Annotated in this window: 15 protein-coding genes and 1 tRNA gene; 10 read left to right on the forward strand and 6 right to left on the reverse strand. The window is 67.4% G+C overall.

Annotated elements, in window-relative coordinates:
* The first annotated feature begins 29 nt into the window (after window positions 1-29).
* Window positions 30-221 (forward strand): DUF2795 domain-containing protein, encoded by a 192-nt coding sequence (locus ACX80W_RS05960; protein WP_459281323.1) that lies wholly within the window; start codon window positions 30-32, stop codon window positions 219-221.
* Between the two features lie 170 nt (window positions 222-391).
* Window positions 392-2029 carry an MFS transporter gene (locus ACX80W_RS05965; protein ID WP_459281324.1) on the forward strand — a complete coding sequence of 546 codons (1638 nt, stop codon included), beginning with the start codon at window positions 392-394 and terminating at the stop codon, window positions 2027-2029.
* A 52-nt stretch (window positions 2030-2081) separates the two neighbouring features.
* On the opposite strand, the gene ACX80W_RS05970 is transcribed toward ACX80W_RS05965, so the two are convergent.
* The 3 genes from ACX80W_RS05970 to ACX80W_RS05980 all read right to left on the reverse strand — a co-directional run bounded on the left by ACX80W_RS05970 (window position 2082) and on the right by ACX80W_RS05980 (window position 4507).
* Window positions 2082-2336 (reverse strand): hypothetical protein, encoded by a 255-nt coding sequence (locus ACX80W_RS05970; protein WP_459281326.1) that lies wholly within the window; start codon window positions 2334-2336, stop codon window positions 2082-2084.
* 327 nt (window positions 2337-2663) lie between these two features.
* Window positions 2664-2736, reverse strand: a tRNA-Lys gene (locus tag ACX80W_RS05975).
* Between the two features lie 100 nt (window positions 2737-2836).
* Window positions 2837-4507 carry a sensor histidine kinase gene (locus ACX80W_RS05980; protein ID WP_459281328.1) on the reverse strand — a complete coding sequence of 557 codons (1671 nt, stop codon included), beginning with the start codon at window positions 4505-4507 and terminating at the stop codon, window positions 2837-2839.
* Between the two features lie 157 nt (window positions 4508-4664).
* Between ACX80W_RS05980 and ACX80W_RS05985 the strand changes: the two genes are divergently transcribed.
* The gene (locus ACX80W_RS05985; RefSeq protein ID WP_459281330.1) at window positions 4665-5630 is read left to right on the forward strand and encodes a 2-hydroxyacid dehydrogenase; all 966 of its coding nucleotides are present in this window, start codon (window positions 4665-4667) and stop codon (window positions 5628-5630) included.
* Between the two features lie 3 nt (window positions 5631-5633).
* Here the strand turns inward: ACX80W_RS05985 and ACX80W_RS05990 are convergent, their stop codons facing one another.
* Complete coding sequence (locus tag ACX80W_RS05990) at window positions 5634-6053, reverse strand: hypothetical protein (RefSeq protein ID WP_459281332.1); 420 nt, start codon at window positions 6051-6053, stop codon at window positions 5634-5636.
* Window positions 6054-6302: 249 nt separating this feature from the next.
* Here ACX80W_RS05990 and ilvD point away from each other — a divergent pair, with 249 nt between their 5' ends.
* The 7 genes from ilvD to metG all read left to right on the forward strand — a co-directional run bounded on the left by ilvD (window position 6303) and on the right by metG (window position 16448).
* A complete protein-coding gene (gene ilvD, locus ACX80W_RS05995; protein ID WP_459281334.1) occupies window positions 6303-8003 on the forward strand; it encodes a dihydroxy-acid dehydratase in 1701 nt (566 codons plus the stop codon).
* Between the two features lie 610 nt (window positions 8004-8613).
* Complete coding sequence (locus tag ACX80W_RS06000) at window positions 8614-10497, forward strand: acetolactate synthase large subunit (protein ID WP_459281335.1); 1884 nt, start codon at window positions 8614-8616, stop codon at window positions 10495-10497.
* Window positions 10498-10499: 2 nt separating this feature from the next.
* Window positions 10500-11012 carry an acetolactate synthase small subunit gene (gene ilvN, locus ACX80W_RS06005; RefSeq protein ID WP_120165272.1) on the forward strand — a complete coding sequence of 171 codons (513 nt, stop codon included), beginning with the start codon at window positions 10500-10502 and terminating at the stop codon, window positions 11010-11012.
* A gap of 65 nt (window positions 11013-11077) precedes the next feature.
* Window positions 11078-12103, forward strand: a complete 1026-nt coding sequence (gene ilvC, locus ACX80W_RS06010; protein ID WP_459281338.1) for a ketol-acid reductoisomerase — start codon at window positions 11078-11080, stop codon at window positions 12101-12103.
* Window positions 12104-12263: 160 nt separating this feature from the next.
* On the forward strand, window positions 12264-13853 hold the full coding sequence (serA, locus tag ACX80W_RS06015; protein WP_459281340.1) for a phosphoglycerate dehydrogenase: 1590 nt from the start codon (window positions 12264-12266) through the stop codon (window positions 13851-13853).
* A gap of 27 nt (window positions 13854-13880) precedes the next feature.
* Window positions 13881-14804 carry an acetamidase/formamidase family protein gene (locus ACX80W_RS06020; RefSeq protein ID WP_459281342.1) on the forward strand — a complete coding sequence of 308 codons (924 nt, stop codon included), beginning with the start codon at window positions 13881-13883 and terminating at the stop codon, window positions 14802-14804.
* A 72-nt stretch (window positions 14805-14876) separates the two neighbouring features.
* Complete coding sequence (metG, locus tag ACX80W_RS06025; RefSeq protein ID WP_459281344.1) at window positions 14877-16448, forward strand: methionine--tRNA ligase; 1572 nt, start codon at window positions 14877-14879, stop codon at window positions 16446-16448.
* A gap of 18 nt (window positions 16449-16466) precedes the next feature.
* Here metG and ACX80W_RS06030 read toward each other — a convergent pair whose 3' ends face one another.
* Together ACX80W_RS06030 and ACX80W_RS06035 are read right to left on the reverse strand one after the other, a co-directional pair.
* Window positions 16467-17003, reverse strand: coding sequence for a hypothetical protein (locus ACX80W_RS06030; RefSeq protein ID WP_459281346.1), 537 nt, complete (start codon window positions 17001-17003; stop codon window positions 16467-16469).
* A 60-nt stretch (window positions 17004-17063) separates the two neighbouring features.
* Window positions 17064-18752, reverse strand: a complete 1689-nt coding sequence (locus tag ACX80W_RS06035; RefSeq protein WP_459281348.1) for an ATP-binding protein — start codon at window positions 18750-18752, stop codon at window positions 17064-17066.
* Window positions 18753-19669: the final 917 nt, after the last annotated feature.

Raw genomic sequence — 19669 nt, forward strand, 5'->3', positions numbered from 1 at the left:
GGGATCAATCAACCGAAGGGATGCACGCCATGGCAAATCCAAGTCCGATCGATATCCAGAAGGCGCTCGGGGGCATCGACTACCCGGTCTCAAAGGACAACCTGGTAAAGCACGCGGAAGGCTCGGGCGCCGGCGACGAGGTGCTCGAGACCCTGCGGGCGCTGCCCGACCGGGAGTATGACTCCCCGACGGACGTGAACAAGGAAGCATCAAACTCCTGAGCCCGCTGCGGGCCCGGCACACCCCGGGCCCGGAGGGGGTCCGGCCCGGTGCCCGGGAACCGCGGCGTCATGCTGGCAGGTTCCCGGGCACCTTCCTTGTCTGCCTTTCCGGTGGGTGGGACACTGGCACTTGGCAGCCGCCGGAAGGCCTGCCGGGAGGCAGATAACCAATGAACGAGGTGGTACGGCTCGCATCGGCGTCAGGCCGCTGGCTGTTGCTGGCGTCGATTCTCGGCTCGGCGATCGCGGGAATCGACGCGACCGTCGTCAACGTCGCCCTCCCCGCAATCGGTGAGGAATTCGACGCCGGGTTCGAGGTACTGCAGTGGACGGTAACGGCCTACACGCTCACGCTCGCCGCCTTCATCCTGTTGGGCGGGGCGCTGGGTGACCGGTTCGGGCGCAAGCGGGTGTTCGTCATCGGGGTCGTGTGGTTTGCCGTGGCGTCCCTGCTGTGCGGGCTGGCGCCGAACGCCGGCACCCTGATCGCCGCACGTGCCCTCCAGGGGATGGGGGGCGCCCTGCTGACGCCGGGCAGCCTGGCGATGATCCAGGCGTCGTTCGCGTGGGAGGACCGCGCCCGCGCCATCGGTGCCTGGTCGGGGCTTGGCGGCGTGGCGACGGCCATCGGGCCGTTCCTGGGCGGCTGGCTCGTCGAGAGCGTCTCGTGGCGGTGGATCTTCCTCATCAACGTGCCGATCGCGGCGGTCGTCGTGATCATCTGCCACCGCCGGGTCCCGGAAACCCGCAATCCCTCGGCCACCGGCGCGCCGGACTTCCTCGGGGGCCTCCTGGGTGCCGGGGCGCTCGGGGGCTGGACGTACGCCCTCATCGATATTCCAACCGCCGGGCCGCTGGCGGCCCCTGTGGTCACCGCCGCCGCGCTGGGTACCCTGTGCGCGGTTGCCTTCTTCATCTTGGAGAGCAGGATCGCCATGCCGATGTTGCCGCTGGGCATTTTCGCGAGGCGGCAGTTCAGCGCCACCAACGCCGTCACCTTCCTGATCTACGGTGCCTTCGGCGGCATCTTCTTCCTGCTGGTGGTCCATCTCCAGGTCGTCGCCGGGTTCTCGCCGCTTGCCGCAGGCGTCGCGCTGCTGCCCATCACGGGGCTGATGCTCCTGCTGTCGGCGCGGGCCGGCGCCCTGGGTGCGCGCATCGGGCCCCGGTTGCCCATGACGCTGGGCCCGGCCATCTGCGCCGTGTCGCTGCTGTTCATGCTGGGCATCGATGAGGGCGCATCCTATTGGGCGGATGTGCTTCCCTCGGTGATCATCCTTGGGCTGGGGCTCTCCCTCCTGGTTGCGCCCCTGACCGCGGCGGCGATGTCTTCGGTACCCGATACCCAGGCCGGGCTTGCCTCCGGGGTGAACAATACGGTGGCCCGCGCCGCCGGCCTCCTCGCCATCGCGGTGCTGCCGGTGCTCGCGGGGCTGTCCGGGGATGCTTACACCGACCCGCCGGTCTTCGCCCAGGGGTTCCGCACCGCAGTGGTGGTGTGCGCCGTGGTGCTTGCGGCCGCGGCGGTGCTGGCCGCAGTCACGATCCGCAACCCCGCGCTGCCCGAAGGGGCGGAGCGCCCGGCAGCACCAAGGTCGAAGCCCGCAGACGGCGGCGCCACCGGCGCTGAGACCGCCGACACCGGCGGTGCCGGGACCGCCCGCGCTGCCGGTGCATGGACTACCGGGTCCGCTGTGACCGGTGCCGCGACCCTGCGCCACTGCGCGGTGGACGGCCCGCCCACGGCGGTGAGCGCCGCGGCCCAGGAACTGCGCCACCGGCCCGACACCCAGCAGTCGGGTAACTAACGGGTCCGGCCCGGAGCATCCACTGGGTTGGAGCCGTCACTGGTTGGAGCCGTCACTGGGCTGGATGCTGTCCCCGGGCCGGGTGCTGCGGCCGGCGCCGCCTCATCCAGACAACAACGACGTACAGGATGATGCAGGTGACGACGATCCGGCCGAGGTCGGGGTTGGACAGGGCTGTGTCGATGAGGATGACGGCGATGATGATGCTGCCGATCACCGTCCGGGCCGTTGAGCGTTCACCGGAGCGCGGAAGCCGGGGCCAGGGGTGGAAGTCGAACCGCTGTGGGTCGTCGGCGTTGGATTTCACCGGGAGCTCCTGGATGCCGGTTGGGATCGGTGGCGGCCCTGCCCGGGAGCCGGCCCACCCCGTGGATTGGGTGTCGGCGAAGATGTGGCGGAATTACTCTACAACGAACGGAACCCGGCAGCTGGCGAGAGCTTGCCGGGTTCCTCGAAGCCCGCTGGGAGCTTCTACCTCAAGCATAGACCGCTGCGGGCCCGCCGTTGACCATCCGCCGGTCCTCCCGGGCTCCCGGACACTTCCTGCGGTCTGCTGATCCGGGAAGTTTCCCGGGCACAACGAAAGCGGCTCCGACCTGGCGCAATGCCTGATCGGAGCCGCTTTTCTTTCGTGTGCACCCCCCGGGACTTGAACCCGGAACCCATTGATTAAGAGTCAATTGCTCTGCCAATTGAGCTAGAGGTGCGTGGCGTTGATCCGGTCCTTTTCACCAGTCCGTGTCATCCGCAACAGCATGAAACTCTACCAGCACTTCGGCGGAATCGAAAAATCGGGCAGCCGATCCGTCAGCTCCGGCTCAGCGCGTGCTGCTCCAGCGGCAGGCAGAAGGTGATGGCCGTGCCTTCGCCGAGCCGGCTCTCGCATTCGATGCCGCCGTCGTGCTGGTCGATGATCTCCTTCACGATCGCCAGGCCCAGCCCCACGCCCGGGATCGCCGCACGCACCGCGTCCGGGCTGCGGAAGAAGCGGGTGAAGACGCTGCGGCAGTCCGCCTCGCTCATCCCCATACCGGTATCGGCCACGGTGCACACAAGCCGCCCGTCCTCGGAGTGGGCGCGGACGGTCACCGTCCCGCCGCGCGGAGAATACTTGATGGCATTGGAGATGAGGTTGTCGAGCACCTGCCCGATCTTGCCCGGGTCGCATACGACCTGCAGGCCGTCCGCCAGTTCCGTTTCGAGTGCGGTGCCGGCCTCGATGGCGCGCGGGGTCGCCGAGGCGATGGCATGGGAGACCACCTGAACGAAGTCGATGGGGGAGGGGTCGAGCGCCGTCGGGCCGTCGGCGGTCCCGAGCAGGTCGTTGACCAGCCCCAGCAGCCGCTGGGCATTGCGGGAGACGACGTCGAGGCCGGCCACCATCGGCGCGGGGGCGCCGTCGACGCTGGAGAGCATCTCGACATAGCCGACGATCGAGGTCAGCGGGGTGCGCAGTTCGTGGGTGATATTCGAGATGAAGGCCTGTTTGGCGCTGAGCGCCGACATCAGTTCGGTGACATCGCTGAACGTGACGACGGTGCCGTCATGCCGTCCATCGTCGGACTTCATCCGGGCGGCCGAGGCCGAGAGCGTCTTCTGGTCGCGGCCGTCGCCGATCCGCACTATCTCCTCGGAGAAAATTTCTCCCTCGACGGCCCGGCGCACCGGACGCTTCTCCGGAGGCAGGGCCGTGACGCCGTCCTCCTGGAACATGGCGGTGGCGGCTTCGCCCCGGACTGCGCCGTCCGGTGCGGTGGTGGCGGGCAACAGGTGCCGCTGCTTCTCGTTGGCGAGCATCTCCCGGCCGGAGGAGTCGACGGCGAGCACCCCGACATCGACGGCGTTCACCACGGTGTGGAGCAGCCGCTCCCGCAGGGCACTGGCCTTCAGGAGTGAGCGCAGCTCGGCATCCTTGCCCTCGAGGATCCTCCGCTGGGCCCGGAAACCCTCGGTGATCGCGCTGACGGTAACCCCGATGGCAAGCATCATGATGGGCACCAGCATCGGCCGGGCCAGCTCATCGGGGGTGACAGGTCCCCGAAGGAACTGCGGGAGCCACACCACCGCCAGGGTGGCTGCCACCCCGGTCAGGATCGCGGCCCGGGGATGGATCCCCGAGGCCGTCAACCAGATGACCGGAAACACGGCGAGGAACCCAAGGGCCGTGAACTCGGTGCCGGCTGCCTCACGCATCAGCGCAATTGGAACGAATTCGAGGACCGGAATGGCGAGCGTGGCGGCCAGGGGAAGCCGGCCCCAGGGGATGGCGGCACAGAGCACGAGGAGCAGCAGGTGCATCAGCATGGACAGCTGCAGGAGGGGACCTTGCAGGAGGGCCGGCGCGAAGACGGCGACCCCGGCGAGGAGGATCAGGGCCGTGGCGGTCAGGGGCACCTGGCTGAGCAGCATCCGGCGGCGCGGCGAGAGCCTCTCGAACTGCTCGGGGTTGAACGAAAGGTACGTCGATGCTCGATCCAAGCTGCGGCTCCGGGAATGGCTGAACGGCGGTGGGCTGGCGGCAGCTCGTTCGGGCGGTGCCGGTCCTTGTATGATCACACACCGCCACCGGGGGGATGGCGCCGCCGCACCGGGCGGCATCACCCGGTCCGCCGCACGCCCCCGCTAGGCTGGGCCGATGGAGACCCAGAGGCTGCCCCGGCGCACGATTCGAACCCTCACCGTTCCCTCGGAGGAGCTCCGTGAGGCACTGGCGCCCGCGGCGGGTGCCATCCGGCTGGCGGTCTGGGACTTCGACCGCGCACCGGCAGGCCTGGACCCCGCGGAGATCGACGCCGCGGTCCTTCCCTACACGGGCACGCCCGACCTGCGTTCCGCGCTTCCCCAGGCCTCGGGCCTGAAGCTCGTCCACACCCAGACCACCGGATACGACGGGGTGCCGGACCTCGTCGGGTCCGGCGTCGGCATCGCCACCGCCTCGGGCGTTCATGCCGCCGCGACCGCTGAACTGGCCGTCGGCCTTGCCCTGGCCTCGCTGCGCGGCATCGACGACGCGGTGCGCAATCAGCTGGAGGGCCTCTGGCGTCCCCGGCGGTATGCAGGACTCGCGGACCGCCGCGTGCTCCTGGTGGGGGTGGGCGGCATCGGGCGGGAGATCCAGCGCCGCCTCGAGGCGTTCGACGTCACCCTGACCCGGGTGGGAAGCTCTGCGCGCGACGATGACTTCGGGCACGTGCATGCGGCCTCGGAGCTTGCGGAGCTCGCGCCACGGCACGACGTCGTCATAGTCATCACGCCGCTGACCGCTTCGACCCGGGGGTTGATCGGCGCCGAGGTGCTCGCCGCGCTTCCCGACGGCGCCCTGGTGGTGAATGTTGCGCGCGGTCCGGTGGTCGATACGGAGGCGCTGACGCGGGAGGTGGTGGCGGGCAGGCTCAAGGCCGCCCTCGACGTCGTCGATCCCGAGCCGCTGCCGGCGGAGCACCCGCTGTGGCGGGCTCCGGGGGCCCTGATCACCCCGCATGTCGGCGGCAACACGGGCGCGTTCTGGCCGCGTATCGTCCGGCTCCTCGAGCGCCAGCTGCAGCTGTTGGACAGCGGCGCTGCGCCGGAAAACCTCGTGCAGCCCGGACCGTGGGCCTGAGGCCTAGGCGAGGCCGATGAAGACCTCCATGAAGGCGTCGAAGTCGGTCCGGTCCTCGTCCTGCTCAAGGACGATGCCGTTGCCGGGGCCGACATCCAGGACGGGACGGTCCCCAACGATGAACCGGAAGACCTTTCCGGTGCTGGTGCCCACTTCGTAGCAGTCGTCATCCCACATCATGGCGTGCGAAAGGTTGGTCATATTGATCTCCACCGGGGTTCCGGCGCCGCTGAGGTCCGCCACGCGGACCGGCGCGATCATCAGTTCGGCAGGCTTCCAGCGGTAGCCCACCACGAAGGAGGTGGCCTCCGAGGAAGGAGCGTCCCTGGACTGGTCTGACCCGTCGGGGACCGCGAACACGAGGTTGTAGGCGCCGAAGTTCGGGATCTGCGAGTCGAAGACGCGGCGAAGGGCGTTCTTCAATCCCCGGCCGCCCTGAAGATGCTCTGATGAAGGTTCAGGCTCGGACGTCATGTTCCGCCAAAGGAGTAGGTGCCGGCTGATGGGACGGCCGCGGCGATGAACCCCCGGCCCGCGGGCGCTGCGCCCACTGCGGCCGATTGTACCGGAGGCGTTCTCCCAACCACAGGTTGCCGGGCGCGAACCGCCGGGTGGTAACAGCCCGGAAATACAAATCAAGAACCCGCGGCGCCAACCCCTAGACTTTCAGGCATGACCGTGACTACCCCTGACATCAAGCCAAGAAGCCGTGCCGTAACCGATGGGATCGAGCGCGCCCCGGCGCGTGGGATGCTCCGGGCCGTCGGCATGGGCGACGATGACTTCGTCAAACCGCAGATCGGCGTCGCAAGCTCCTGGAACGAAATCACCCCCTGCAATCTCTCCCTGAACCGGCTCGCCCAGGGTGCGAAGGAAGGGGTGCACGCCGGCGGTGGGTTCCCCATGCAGTTCGGCACCATCTCCGTCTCCGACGGCATCTCCATGGGACACGAGGGCATGCACTTCTCCCTGGTCTCCCGTGAGGTGATCGCCGACTCGGTTGAGACCGTGATGGAGGCCGAGCGGATCGACGGCTCCGTCCTCCTCGCCGGCTGCGACAAGTCGCTGCCCGGAATGCTGATGGCCGCGGCCCGGCTCGACCTGGCCAGCGTCTTCCTCTACGCCGGGACGATCATGCCCGGCTGGGTCAAGCTCGAGGACGGCACCGAAAAGGAAGTCACCCTCATCGACGCGTTCGAAGCCGTGGGTGCGTGCGCCGCCGGGAAGATGTCGGTGGGGGACCTCACCCGCATCGAGAAGGCGATCTGCCCCGGTGAGGGCGCCTGCGGCGGGATGTACACGGCGAACACGATGGCCTGCATCGGCGAGGCCCTCGGCATGTCCCTGCCCGGTTCGGCGGCCCCGCCCTCCGCGGACCGGCGGCGCGACCACTTCGCCCGCCAGTCGGGGGAGGCGGTGGTGAACCTGCTGCGCCTCGGCATCACCGCCCGCGACATCATGACGCGCAAGGCGTTCGAGAACGCCATCGCCGTCACCATGGCCTTCGGTGGCTCCACCAACGCCGTCCTTCACCTGCTCGCCATCGCGCGCGAAGCCGAGGTCGAGCTCACCCTCGACGACTTCAACCGCATCGGCGACCGCATCCCCCACCTGGGCGACCTCAAGCCCTTCGGCCGGTACGTCATGACCGACGTCGACAGGGTCGGCGGCGTGCCCGTCATCATGCGCGCCCTGCTCGACGCCGGACTCATCCACGGCGATGCGCTCACCGTCACCGGCAAGACCGTCGCCGAGAACCTGGCGGAGATCAACCCGCCGGACCTCGACGGGAAGATCCTGCGCGCCATGGACAACCCCGTCCACAAGACCGGCGGCATCAGCATCCTCAAGGGCACCATGGCCCCCGAAGGCGCCGTGGTGAAGACCGCAGGGTTCGACGCCTCCGTCTTCGAGGGAACCGCCCGCGTGTTCGAACGGGAACAGGGGGCCCTCGCGGCGCTCGCCGAAGGCGAGATCAAGGCCGGCGACGTCGTCGTCATCCGCTACGAAGGTCCCAAGGGCGGCCCGGGCATGCGCGAGATGCTCGCCATCACCGGTGCCATCAAGGGTGCCGGACTCGGCAAGGATGTGCTCCTGGTGACCGACGGCCGCTTCTCGGGCGGAACCACAGGGCTGTGCATCGGACATGTGGCCCCCGAAGCGGTGGACGGCGGTCCCATCGCCTTCATCCGCGACGGGGACCGCATCCGCGTCGACATTCCCAGCAAGAGCTTCGACCTGCTGGTCGACGAGGCCGAACTCGAGGCACGCAAGGTGGGATGGGTGCCGCTGCCCGCCCGCTACACCAAGGGCGTCCTGGCCAAGTACGCCAAGCTCGTCCACTCGGCCTCCGAAGGGGCTTACTGCGGCTAGAACCTCCCAAGGTGCCACGCGCTAAGCGCATGGCACCTTGGGGCCCTCGGTCCGACGCCTTATTGTGGGTCGCCGGCTCGGTGCCTCTGTCGCCGGGCCCGCGCGCTAAGCGCGCGGGCTTAGGGGCCCCTGGTTTCTACCCTTATTGTGGGTGGCCGAGTGAGTGCCCACGTCGCCAGCCACGCGCAAGAGCGCATGGCACCCTCGGGGCCCTCAGGTTCATCGCCTTATTGTGGGTGGCTAAATCAGTGCCTCTGTCGCCAGGCCCGCGCGCTGAAGCGAATGGCGCACTCGGGACCCGCTGCACTCCTGCCCCACCCTCACCGGTCCAGTTAGTGTCCACTAACTGGACTAGCATGTCCAATATGTGAGACAGCGCGGAGTGCTGTTGACACTGCATAACCGGTACGAGGAGACTTCAAATATGCAGCCAGTGAACGTAGTAGTCGTCCTTACCAAGCGCGTGGCCTAAAGCCCGACCGGTAGAACCTACGTCACGCGCAACCCCTCACCAGCCCACCAGGCGGAGGGGTTTTTTGTTTCCACCAGACAAATCGCGCACCAACTGTCCAGCACGTCAATGCAGTACCCGTTCCGAAGGAAGTTCCAGATGTCCAAGGGATCGCCCATCAGCCCGGCGCTGATGGCAGCAAGGCCGGCCGCTCCCGCAGCGCCGGGCCGGGACACGTCCCAGCCCGTGGCGCAGCCAAGTGCAGTCCGGGGTCCGAACAATGTTGTGGCCCCCATCGAAATGCTCGGCTCATCGGCCATCGTCCGGTCCCTTGAAGAACTGGGCGTCGACGACATCTTCGGGCTCCCGGGTGGAGCCATCCTTCCCACCTACGACCCGCTCATGGCCTCGACGAAGCTGCGCCACATCCTGGTCCGGCACGAGCAGGGTGCCGGCCACGCCGCCCAGGGCTACGCCATGGTTACCGGACGACCGGGAGTCTGCATCGTCACCTCCGGCCCGGGCGCAACGAACCTCGTCACCGCCATCGCCGACGCCCACATGGATTCGGTGCCCCTGGTCGCCATCACGGGCCAGGTGGCAAGCGCCGTCATCGGCTCGGATGCCTTCCAGGAGGCAGACATCGTCGGCATCACGATGCCGATCACCAAGCACTCCTACCTGGTGACGAACCCCAACGACATTCCCCGCGTGCTGGCCGAGGCGTTCCATATCGCCTCGACCGGCCGCCCCGGGCCGGTGCTCGTCGACATCGCCAAGGACGCCCAGCAGGGCAAGATGACCTTCTCGTGGCCGCCGAAGATCGACATCCCCGGCTACCGGACAGTGGTGCGCGGGCACTCAAAGCAGGTCCGCGAGGCGGCCCGCCTGATCGCCGGCTCCACCCGCCCGGTCTTCTATGTCGGCGGCGGCGTGATCAAGGCCCATGCCGCGGCAGAGCTGAAGGAGCTCGCCGAGCTCGTCGGCGCGCCGGTGGTGACCACCCTCATGGCCCGGGGCGTCTTCCCGGACTCGCACCCGCAGCACGTCGGCATGCCGGGCATGCACGGTTCGGTCTCGGCGGTCACCGCCCTGCAGCAGTCCGACCTGTTGATCACCCTCGGCGCACGGTTCGACGACCGCGTCACCGGGGTGCTCTCCAGCTTCGCGCCGGGCGCCAAGGTCATCCACGCGGACATCGATCCCGCGGAGATCTCCAAGAACCGCACCGCCGACGTCCCCATCGTGGGCTCGGTCAAGGAAATCATCCCCGAACTCATCCAGGCGGTCCGGGAACAGTACGACGGCGGGGGAGCGCCCGACATCTCCGCGTGGTGGAACACCATCAACCGGCTCCGCGAGACCTACCCGATCGGCTTCACCCAGCCCGACGACGGACTTTCGGCACCCCAGCAGGTCATCAAGCGCATCGGTGAGCTCACCGGCCCCGAGGGCGTCTATGTCGCAGGGGTAGGCCAGCACCAGATGTGGGCGGCCCAGTTCATCCAGTACGAACGCCCGCACGCCTGGCTCAACTCGGGCGGGCTCGGCACCATGGGCTACTCGGTGCCGGCAGCCATGGGCGCCAAGGTCGGCAACCCCGACCGGGTGGTGTGGGCCATCGACGGCGACGGCTGCTTCCAGATGACCAACCAGGAGCTCGCGACCTGCGTCATCAACAACATCCCCATCAAGGTCGCCGTGATCAACAACTCGTCGCTCGGCATGGTGCGGCAGTGGCAGACCCTCTTCTACGAGGGCAGGTACTCCAACACCGACCTCAACACCGGTCATGACACCGTCCGGGTTCCGGACTTCGTCAAGCTCGCTGACGCGTACGGGTGCGCCGGGCTCCGCTGCGAACGCGACGAGGACATCGACGCCACCATCCAGCAGGCCCTTGCGATCAACGACCGGCCCGTCGTCGTCGACTTCGTCGTGAGCCGCGACTCGATGGTGTGGCCGATGGTGCCCGCCGGCGTGAGCAACGACCTCATCCAGATCGCCCGAAACATGACCCCGGTATGGGAGCAGGAGGACTAGCCATGACCCGTCACACGCTCTCCGTACTCGTCGAGGACGTCCCCGGCGTCCTGACCCGTGTCGCGAGCCTCTTCGCCCGGCGCGCCTTCAACATCAACTCCCTGGCCGTTGGGCCCACCGAGATTCCGGGGATGTCCCGGATGACCGTTGTGGTCGAGGCGGAAGGCGACCTGCTGGAGCAGGTCACCAAGCAGTTGAACAAGCTCATCAATGTCATCAAGATTGTCGAGCTGACCTCCGAACAGTCCGTGCAGCGGGACCACATCCTGGTCAAGGTGCGCGCCGACGCGGCAACCAGGCTGCAGGTCACCCAGGCCGCAGACCTGTTCCGGGCCTCTGTGGTCGACGTCTCCACCGACTCGTTGATCATCGAAGCCACCGGCACCCCCGAGAAGCTCAGCGCCCTCCTGTCCGTGCTTGAGCCGTTCGGGGTACGGGAAATCGTCCAGTCCGGCACCCTCGCGATCAGCCGCGGGGCGAAGTCGATGAGCGACCGGGCGCTCCGCAGCGCCTGAACCCGCACCGCCCGTTCCACCGACCCCAGTTTTTTTCCGAGTAATCCACTAGAGGAGACATCCACGTGACCGAGTTGTTCTACGACGACGACGCAGACCTTTCCATCATCCAGGGCCGCACCGTGGCCGTCATCGGCTACGGCAGCCAGGGCCACGCGCACGCGCTGAGCCTCCGCGACTCCGGCGTCGATGTGCGCGTCGGGCTGAAGGAAGGATCGAAGTCACGTGCCAAGGCCGAGGCCGAGGGCCTCCGGGTCCTCTCCGTCGCCGAGGCCACCGCCGAGGCCGACCTCATCATGATCCTCACCCCGGACCAGGTGCAGCGCCACGTCTACGCCGAGGACATCGCCCCCAACCTGCAGGCCGGCGACGCCCTGTTCTTCGGGCACGGCTTCAACATCCGCTACGGCTACATCAAACCGCCGGCCGACGTCGACGTCGCCCTCGTCGCCCCCAAGGGCCCCGGGCACATCGTCCGCCGCGAGTTCGAGGCCGGACGCGGCGTTCCCGACCTGATCGCCGTCGAGCAGAACCCCTCGGGCAAGGCGCGCGAACTCGCGCTGTCCTACGCCAAGGCCATCGGCGGCACCCGTGCCGGGGTCATCGAGACGACCTTCACCGAGGAGACCGAGACGGACCTCTTCGGCGAGCAGGCTGTGCTCTGCGGCGGCGCATCGCAGCTGATCATGTACGGCTTCGAGACCCTCACCGAGGCCGGCTACAAGCCCGAGGTCGCGTACTTCGAGGTACTCCACGAGCTCAAGCTCATCGTCGACCTGATGGTCGAGGGCGGCATCGCCAAGCAGCGCTGGAGCGTCTCCGACACCGCCGAATACGGCGACTACGTCTCGGGTCCGCGCGTGATCGACCCGTCGGTGAAGGAGAACATGAAGGCGGTCCTCGCCGACATCCAGAACGGTGCCTTCGCCAAGCGGTTCATCGACGACCAGGACGCCGGCGCACCCGAGTTCGCCGCCCTCCGCAAGAAGGGCGAGGACCACCCGATCGAGAAGACCGGCCGGGAACTGCGGAAGCTCTTCTCCTGGATCCAGACCAACGACGACTACACCGAAGGTTCAGTGGCCCGCTAGGCGCCGCGGCAGCGACCCTGCTGCCACCCCGCTGGGGGACACTCCAGGAAAAGATAGGCCGGGCTCACTGCTGAGTAACATAGCGGGCCCGGCCTTTCCTGCACCCTAAGCTGGCCGTAAACTCCACCCGCCCCGCATTGCAGCAGTGAAGGAACACCCTGTGGAAAAACCCGTAGTTCTCCTTGCCGAAGAACTCTCGCCCGCCACGGTCGAGGCGCTCGGACCGGATTTCGAGATCCGGAGCACCGACGGCGCCGACCGCGAGCAGCTCCTGGCCTCCCTCGGCGACGTCGACGCCGTCCTGGTCCGTTCGGCGACCCAGATGGATGCCGAAGCCATTGCGGCCGCGCCGAAGCTGAAGGTGATCGCCCGGGCCGGGGTGGGCCTGGACAATGTCGATATCAAGGCCGCCACGCGGGCGGGCGTCATGGTGGTGAACGCGCCGACCTCGAACATCATCTCGGCCGCCGAGCTGACCGTCGGACACATCCTCAGCCTGGCCCGGAACATTCCGCAGGCCAGTGCGGCGCTGAAGGCGGGGGAGTGGAAGCGCTCCCGCTACTCGGGGTCCGAACTGTATGAGAAGAAGATCGGGATCATCGGCCTGGGCCGGATCGGGGCCCTCGTCGCGGCGCGCCTGCAGGGGTTCGGCACCGAAATCCTCGCCTTCGACCCCTACGTGACCTCCGCCCGGGCCGCCCAGCTGAACGTGCGGCTCGTGACCCTCGACGAGCTCCTCACGGAGTCGGACTTCGTCACGATCCACATGCCGAAGACGCCAGAGACGGTCGGCATGCTCGGCGAGGACGCATTCGCGAAGATGAAGAACAGCGCCTTCGTCGTCAACGTCGCCCGGGGCGGGCTGATCGACGAGGCGGCACTTCATGCCGCGCTGGAGCGCGGGGAGATCGCCGGCGCTGGCGTCGACGTTTTCGTCTCCGAGCCGAGCACCGACCTTCCCTTCTTCAAGCTCGACAATGTGGTTGTGACCCCGCACCTGGGTGCGTCAACTGCGGAGGCGCAGGAGAAGGCCGGCGTCTCAGTCGCGAAGTCGGTCCGGCTCGCCCTTGCCGGGGAGCTGGTGCCCGACGCCGTCAACGTCGCCGGCGGCGTCATCGACCCCGCCGTCCGCCCGGGTATTCCGCTCATCGAGAAGCTGGGCCGGATCTTCACCGCGCTCACCCACGACTCGCTCACCCAGATCGAGGTCGAGGTCGCCGGCGAGATCGCCGCACTGGACGTGAAGGCGCTGGAACTCGCCGCCCTCAAGGGGGTGTTCACCGACATCGTGTCCGAGCAGGTGTCCTACGTCAACGCCCCGGTGCTCGCGGAGCAGCGCGGGATTGCGACCCGGCTGGTCACGACGCCGGAATCCGAGGAATACCGAAATGTCCTCAGGATCCGCGGCGCCCTGTCGGACGGCTCCCAGATCTCGGTCGCCGGAACCCTCACCGGTCCCAAGCAGATCGAGAAACTCGTCGGCGTCAACGGTTATGACCTCGAGATTCCGATCAGCGAGCACCTCCTGGTGCTCCTCTACGCCGACCGTCCGGGCGTCATCGGCACCCTCGGGCGCCTGCTCGGCGAAAAGGACATCAATATCGCCGGCATGCAGGTGGCGCGGAACAAGGAGGGCGGCCAGGCCCTGTCGCTGCTCACGCTCGACAGCGCGGTTCCCCAGGACGTGCTCGACGCCGTCAAGGCGGAGATCGGGGCGACCGTCGCACGCGAGGTCGACCTGCAGTCCTAGGCACCCGTCCCAGTCGAAGGGAGCCCGATGGCGGTCCACACCCTGCCGGCCGAGCGCGGAACCGTAGTCCAGGCGTTTAACCGCTCCACCCCGGCCGTGCTCGAGGTCGATCCGGGCGACACCGTCCTGGTGTCCGCCCTCGACGCGTCAGGGCATCTTGAGCGCCAGGAATCTCCGGGGGAGGCAAAGCCGGTGATGTTCCCGGGCGGCGCGGGCCATTGCCTGACCGGTCCCATCGGGGTCCGCGGGGCCCGGCCCGGCGACGTGCTTGCCGTGTCCTTCGCCTCCCTGGTACCGGGCGCCTGGGGGTGGACCATTGCCGGTCACCGCGGGGATGCCCTTGCCCGCGCTCTCGGGGTGGACCGCGCGGAGCCGGAGTGGCTTTTGTGGGAGCTGGATCCCGGGCAGGGCACCGCGGTGAACCAGTTGGGGCATTCGGTCGGTCTGAGCCCGTTCCTCGGCGTCGTCGGGATGCCGCCCGATGAGCCGGGGGACTTCCGGACGGTTCCTCCGCGCGCCGCCGGCGGAGGGAATATCGACTGCCGCGAACTCGTCGCCGGATCGGTCCTCTACCTGCCCGTCACCGTGCCCGGGGCCCTGCTCTGCGTGGGGGACGGCCACGCCCGCCAGGGCGACGGGGAAGTGGGCGGCACGGCGATCGAGTGCCCGATGACGGCGGAATTGGTGTTGGACCTCGTGGCGGAGCCGGCACTGCGGTCGATCCACGCCCTCACGCCCACCGCTAGGATCACCTTCGGCTTCAATCCGGACCTCAATGCCGCCAGCGCCGAAGCCCTTGGCGCCATGCTGACCTGGATGGAGGCCCTGTACGGCGTGGGACGGACGAAGGCGCTGGCCCTGGCCAGCACGGTGGTGGACCTGCGCGTGACCCAGATCGCCAACGAGGTGTGGGGTGTCCATGCCGTGCTGGGCCGGGACGTCCTGGGGTGAGGCGGCCGCGCCCGCGCGGGGCGCGCCCGTTGCGGAATCGGGTTTCGACCGCGGACAGGGTAATTTCGTAGGGTGACTTCTCCCGGCTCCAACACTCCGTTCTACATCACCACCGCGATCTCGTACCCCAACGGCGTCCCGCATATCGGCCACGCCTACGAGACGATCGCCACCGACGCCATGGCCCGGTTCAAGCGACTGGACGGGTACGACGTGCTGTTCCTCACCGGAACGGATGAGCACGGGCTGAAGATGCAGCAGACAGCGGACAAGGAGGGCGTCCCCGTCCGCGAACTCGCCACGCGCAATGCGAAGGCCTTCCGGGCGATGAACGACGCCCTTGGCATTTCCTACACGCGCTTCATCCGCACCACCGACGAGGACCACTATGCTGCGGCGTCGGAAATCTGGCGGCGGATGGAAGCGAACGGGGACATCTACCTGGACAAGTACGCGGGCTGGTACTCCGTCCGGGACGAGGCCTTCTGGCCCGAGGACGAGACGGAGTTGCGCGAGGACGGGATCCGCTACGCCACGGAGACCGATACCGAGGTGACCTGGACCGAAGAGGAGAGCTACTTCTTCCGGTTGGCCTCCTACCAGCAGCGCCTGCTCGACTTCTACGAGAAGAACCCCGAGTTCGGCGCGCCGCAGTCCCGCTTCAACGAGGTCATCAGCTTCGTTCGGGGCGGCCTGCAGGACCTTTCGATCAGCCGCACCACCTTTGAGTGGGGCGTTCCCGTCCCGGGCAATGACAAGCACGTGATGTACGTCTGGGTGGACGCGCTCACGAACTACCTGACGGGTGCCGGGTTCCCCGATACGGCGTCGGAATCGTTCGAAAAATACTGGCCGGCGGATGTCCATGTGATCGGCAAGGACATCTCGCGTTTCCATGCCGTGTACTGGCCTGCGTTCCTCATGTCGGCAGGGCTCGAGCTGCCCAAGCGGATCATGATCCACGGCCACCTGCACAACAAGGGCGTGAAGATGTCCAAGTCGCTGGGCAACACGGTCGCGCCCCAGGACTGGGTGGAGCAGTACGGCCTTGACCAAATCCGCTTCTTCCTGCTGCGCGAAGTTCCCTTCGGCGCCGACGGTTCCTACAGCCACGAGGCCGTCGTGGGACGGATGAATGCCGATCTGGCCAACAACTTCGGCAACCTTGCCCAGCGTTCACTGTCCATGGTGGCCAAGAACTGCGCCGGGATGGTGCCCTCGCCGGGCCCCTTTACCGAGCCCGATGCCGCTCTGCTCGCCAACGCCGGCGCACTCCTCGACACGTGCCGGTCGGCTTTCGAGAAGCAGGAGTTCTCCCGGGCGCTGGAGGCGCTCTGGACGGTGCTGGGGGACACCAACGCCTACTTCGCTGACCAGCAACCGTGGGTGCTCCGCAAGACGGATCCCGAGCGCATGAACACCGTCCTCTATGTGACGCTCGAGGTACTGCGCATCGTCGCGGTGCTGTCCCAGCCGGTGATGCCCACGAGCGCCGGGCAGCTCCTCACAGTGCTGGGGCAGGGCACCTCCGAGGCGGACCCGCTGCGGGCGTTCTCCGCCCTCGGGACCGCCTTGAAGCCGGGCACCGCGCTTCCGGCTCCGACCCCGATCTTCCCGAAGTACGAGGAGCCGGCCGAAGCCTAGAGCCCGCCGGCAGCAGGCTCAGTCCGAGAAGAACCGCTCCACGGCTGTTTCACGCATGATCCGGGCGACGGTCTGCTGCTGCTCCCGGGCTGCCGCAAGGAGTCCTTCAAGCTCGGCGGGGTCCAGGGCCGGTTCCCGCCGGCCGGCCGGCGTACCGGCAACGAAGAGCAGGGTGTCCCAAAGCGCTTCCTTGCCCCGCAGGAGGGACTGCAGCGCTTCGAACTCGAGCTGGGCACCCTCGCCGGAGCGCCGGCGCAGCAGGTTGATCGGGTTGACCGCCGAGACCACCGCACCGCCATGGGCCGCGGCCATCTTGATCCTGCCGGGCCGGTGACCGAGGGCGTGGATGAGCTTCACAAGTTTGGCCCGCTCACCGGAGATATCGCGCGCCATCCGGGCGAGCTCGGTCCCGCTCTCGGTGCCGTCCCAGGATCGGCTCGCCGCTTCAAACAGCCGCACCCCGTTCGTCGCACCCAGCAGGTGGGTGTCGAGGTACCCGAACAGGGTTCCCTTATCGAGTTCGGTCCGTTTGGGCATCTGCTGGCGTTCGTTCATATACCCATCCTTACGGTTCCCCGGCAGGGCGCAAATCGGCGGTCTCGACCGGACGGGAGGTCAGGCCGGGGTGGCTACGGAGGCGGGAGCCTTCAGCGGCAGTTCGATGCGCACAGTGGTTCCCTCACCGAGAGTCGAATCGACAGTGATCGAGCCGTCGTGTGCCGTCAGCGTCCGCTGGGCAATGGCCAATCCCACTCCCGCCCCGGGGACGGCGCCGTCGGTGGCATTCGAAGCACGGAAGAAGCTCTCGAAAAGGCGCGGAATGTCGGCCTGGGGTATCCCGATGCCGGTGTCCCGCACCACCACCTCGGCCAGCCCGGAGGCCGGGCGGAGCGCGGTCCTGACCTCGACCGACCCGCCGGGCGCGGTGAACTTGACGGCATTCGAGATCACCAGGCCCACGGCTTCCTTGAGCTGATCGTAGTGGCCCGCGACAAGGACGCTTTCCTCGGCGGGTAGGAAGAGGAGGCCCACCTGCTTCGCGGCCGCCGCCGCTGAAAGGTCACCCGCTGCTGCGGCAACCACGTGGCTGAGGTCTACCGCGAGGTGGCCGTGCGGCTCATCGATTGTTGGAGAGAGCGCAGTGATGTTTTCGATCAGGTCGCGAAGACGCGTCGTGTTGCGCTCAACCGTTTCGAGCATGCGGCGGGCTCCCTCGGGCAGCGGACCCCCTGAGCCGTCAAGGATCATTTCAAGGTACCCGGCCATTGAAGCGAGCGGGGTCCGCAGCTCGTGGTTGACCGTACCGACGAAGTCGCTCTTGGCCTTATTGAGGCGTCGGAGCTTCTCGACGGCCTGCTGCTGCCGGGCGATCAACTGACCCTGGATCAGGCCATGTGCGAAGTTGCCCAGCACGTGCTGGGTCAGGGAGTTCTCCACCGGGGTCCATTCGAGGGGCCGGTGGTTGTTGATGAGCCATACCAGCCCGAATGGGGTAGTGCCCTCACCGAGCGCGACGACGACACCGCTCGTGATGCCTGCGAGGTCTGCGACGTCCTCGAGAACGGAGGTGCCTGCCGGTGATGAGTCTTCAGCCGGCGGGAAACGTTCGCCGGATGAGCTCTCCCACAACCTCAGCGCCAAGGCTTTCGCCCTTCCCGGATGGGCCAGGGATGGCGCTTCCATCGGTTCCGCGTCGGGACTTGACCAGTGCGAACTGAGGTCGGCAACGCGGTCGTCAGGGAAAATCTGCAGGAAGACCGAGTCGGACCCCAACGCACGGCCGAGGCCTGCGAGAAAGTTGCCGACCATGGTTTCGAGGCTGTTGGTGGCACGGATTCCCGCGGATATTTCGCGCATCCGCTCGCGAAGCAGCGACGCAGACTCGCGCTGCACGCGGTGCTGACGACGCCGGGCTATGGCGGAAGCAGCCCGCTGGATGATTTCGCGGTCCTGGTAAGGCCGGAAGACGAAGTCGGTGATGGGATATTCGAGCAATCCTCCGGGTTCCAGTGGAGCGCTGTCGGGCAAAAGAAGAATTACCGGAAGGCCGGCGAAACGGGAATCCGATTCCAGCACACCGACGAGTGCCCGGCTACTCTCGGCGGCAAGCGCAAGATCGAGGAAAACGATGTCGGGCGTGCTCTGGCGGAGGGTCCCCAATAACGCCGAACTGGATGCAACGGCGACGGCCGCATATCCCGCCTGCTGCAAAATGGCGCACAGATCCTGGCCGTCCTCATCGCTTGGCGATGCCACGACCGCCGTGCCGCCGAACCCGGCCCAGCTGATGTCTTGCTTACTCACGGCGTCCCTTCCCCCTTTCACCTGCGCTCACACTATCCGAAGGCCCGTCCAGTGTCAGGTAGAAGGCACGCGACGCGACGGATTCGGGTGGTCAGACAGTTCCCATCACCATTTCGAGGTGCCGTGGGGCGCCCAGTACCCCGGGAGTAGATTTTCGAGTGATTACGCGAACTACTCGAAAACGAACGAGTATTGACCACTCGCGACTATCCACGCAGCCATTTCTAGCCTGAGTAAGTAATCAAAAACTGATGATTCTGCTGGGGAAACATCAAGGTTTTGAGTCGGTCTCATCCGGAAATTGAGCGCCTCTCTATAACGCCATTTGGCGCCTTATTTCAGCTCCCCAGGAGTGGTCAGTTAAGCCACCGTCTGGTTGGAGAGCTGCCATGAAATCAATACTTACAACTGTCGGGCTTGTGGGCTTCGCCTTTGCTGCGACCACCGCTCCCGCTCAGGCTGCGCCGCCTCCGAAGAATACTCCCTGCCACTCTGCCGGCTTGAGCGTCAGCGGAGTGAGCGTCTCGGCGGCGGGCGGAAACGGGGCAAACTGTTCCGGCGGCGGCCAGGGGCCGGTGCAGGGTCCTCCCGCAGCCCCCGTTGAGCCCGCGGTTCCGGTTGAGCCTGCAGCCCCGGTACAGCCCGGGACACCGGCGCCCCCTGCGGTGCCGGTCGAGCCCGCCTCTCCGGTCGTGGCGCCGGTAGCGCCTGTCGCTCCGGTGGTGGCCCCCGTAGCGCCTGTCGCTCCTGCTTCCCCTGAGCAGGCGGGCAATTCGAACGCTGGGAAGCCTGGTAACGGCGGCGGCAACAACCCCGGCAACGGTGGCGGCGGGGATAACAACCCCGGCAACGGTGGCGGCGGGGATAACAACCCCGGCAACGGTGGCGGCGGGGATAACAACCCCGGCAACGGTGGC

The sequence above is a fragment of the Arthrobacter melezitosi genome (assembly GCF_054511055.1).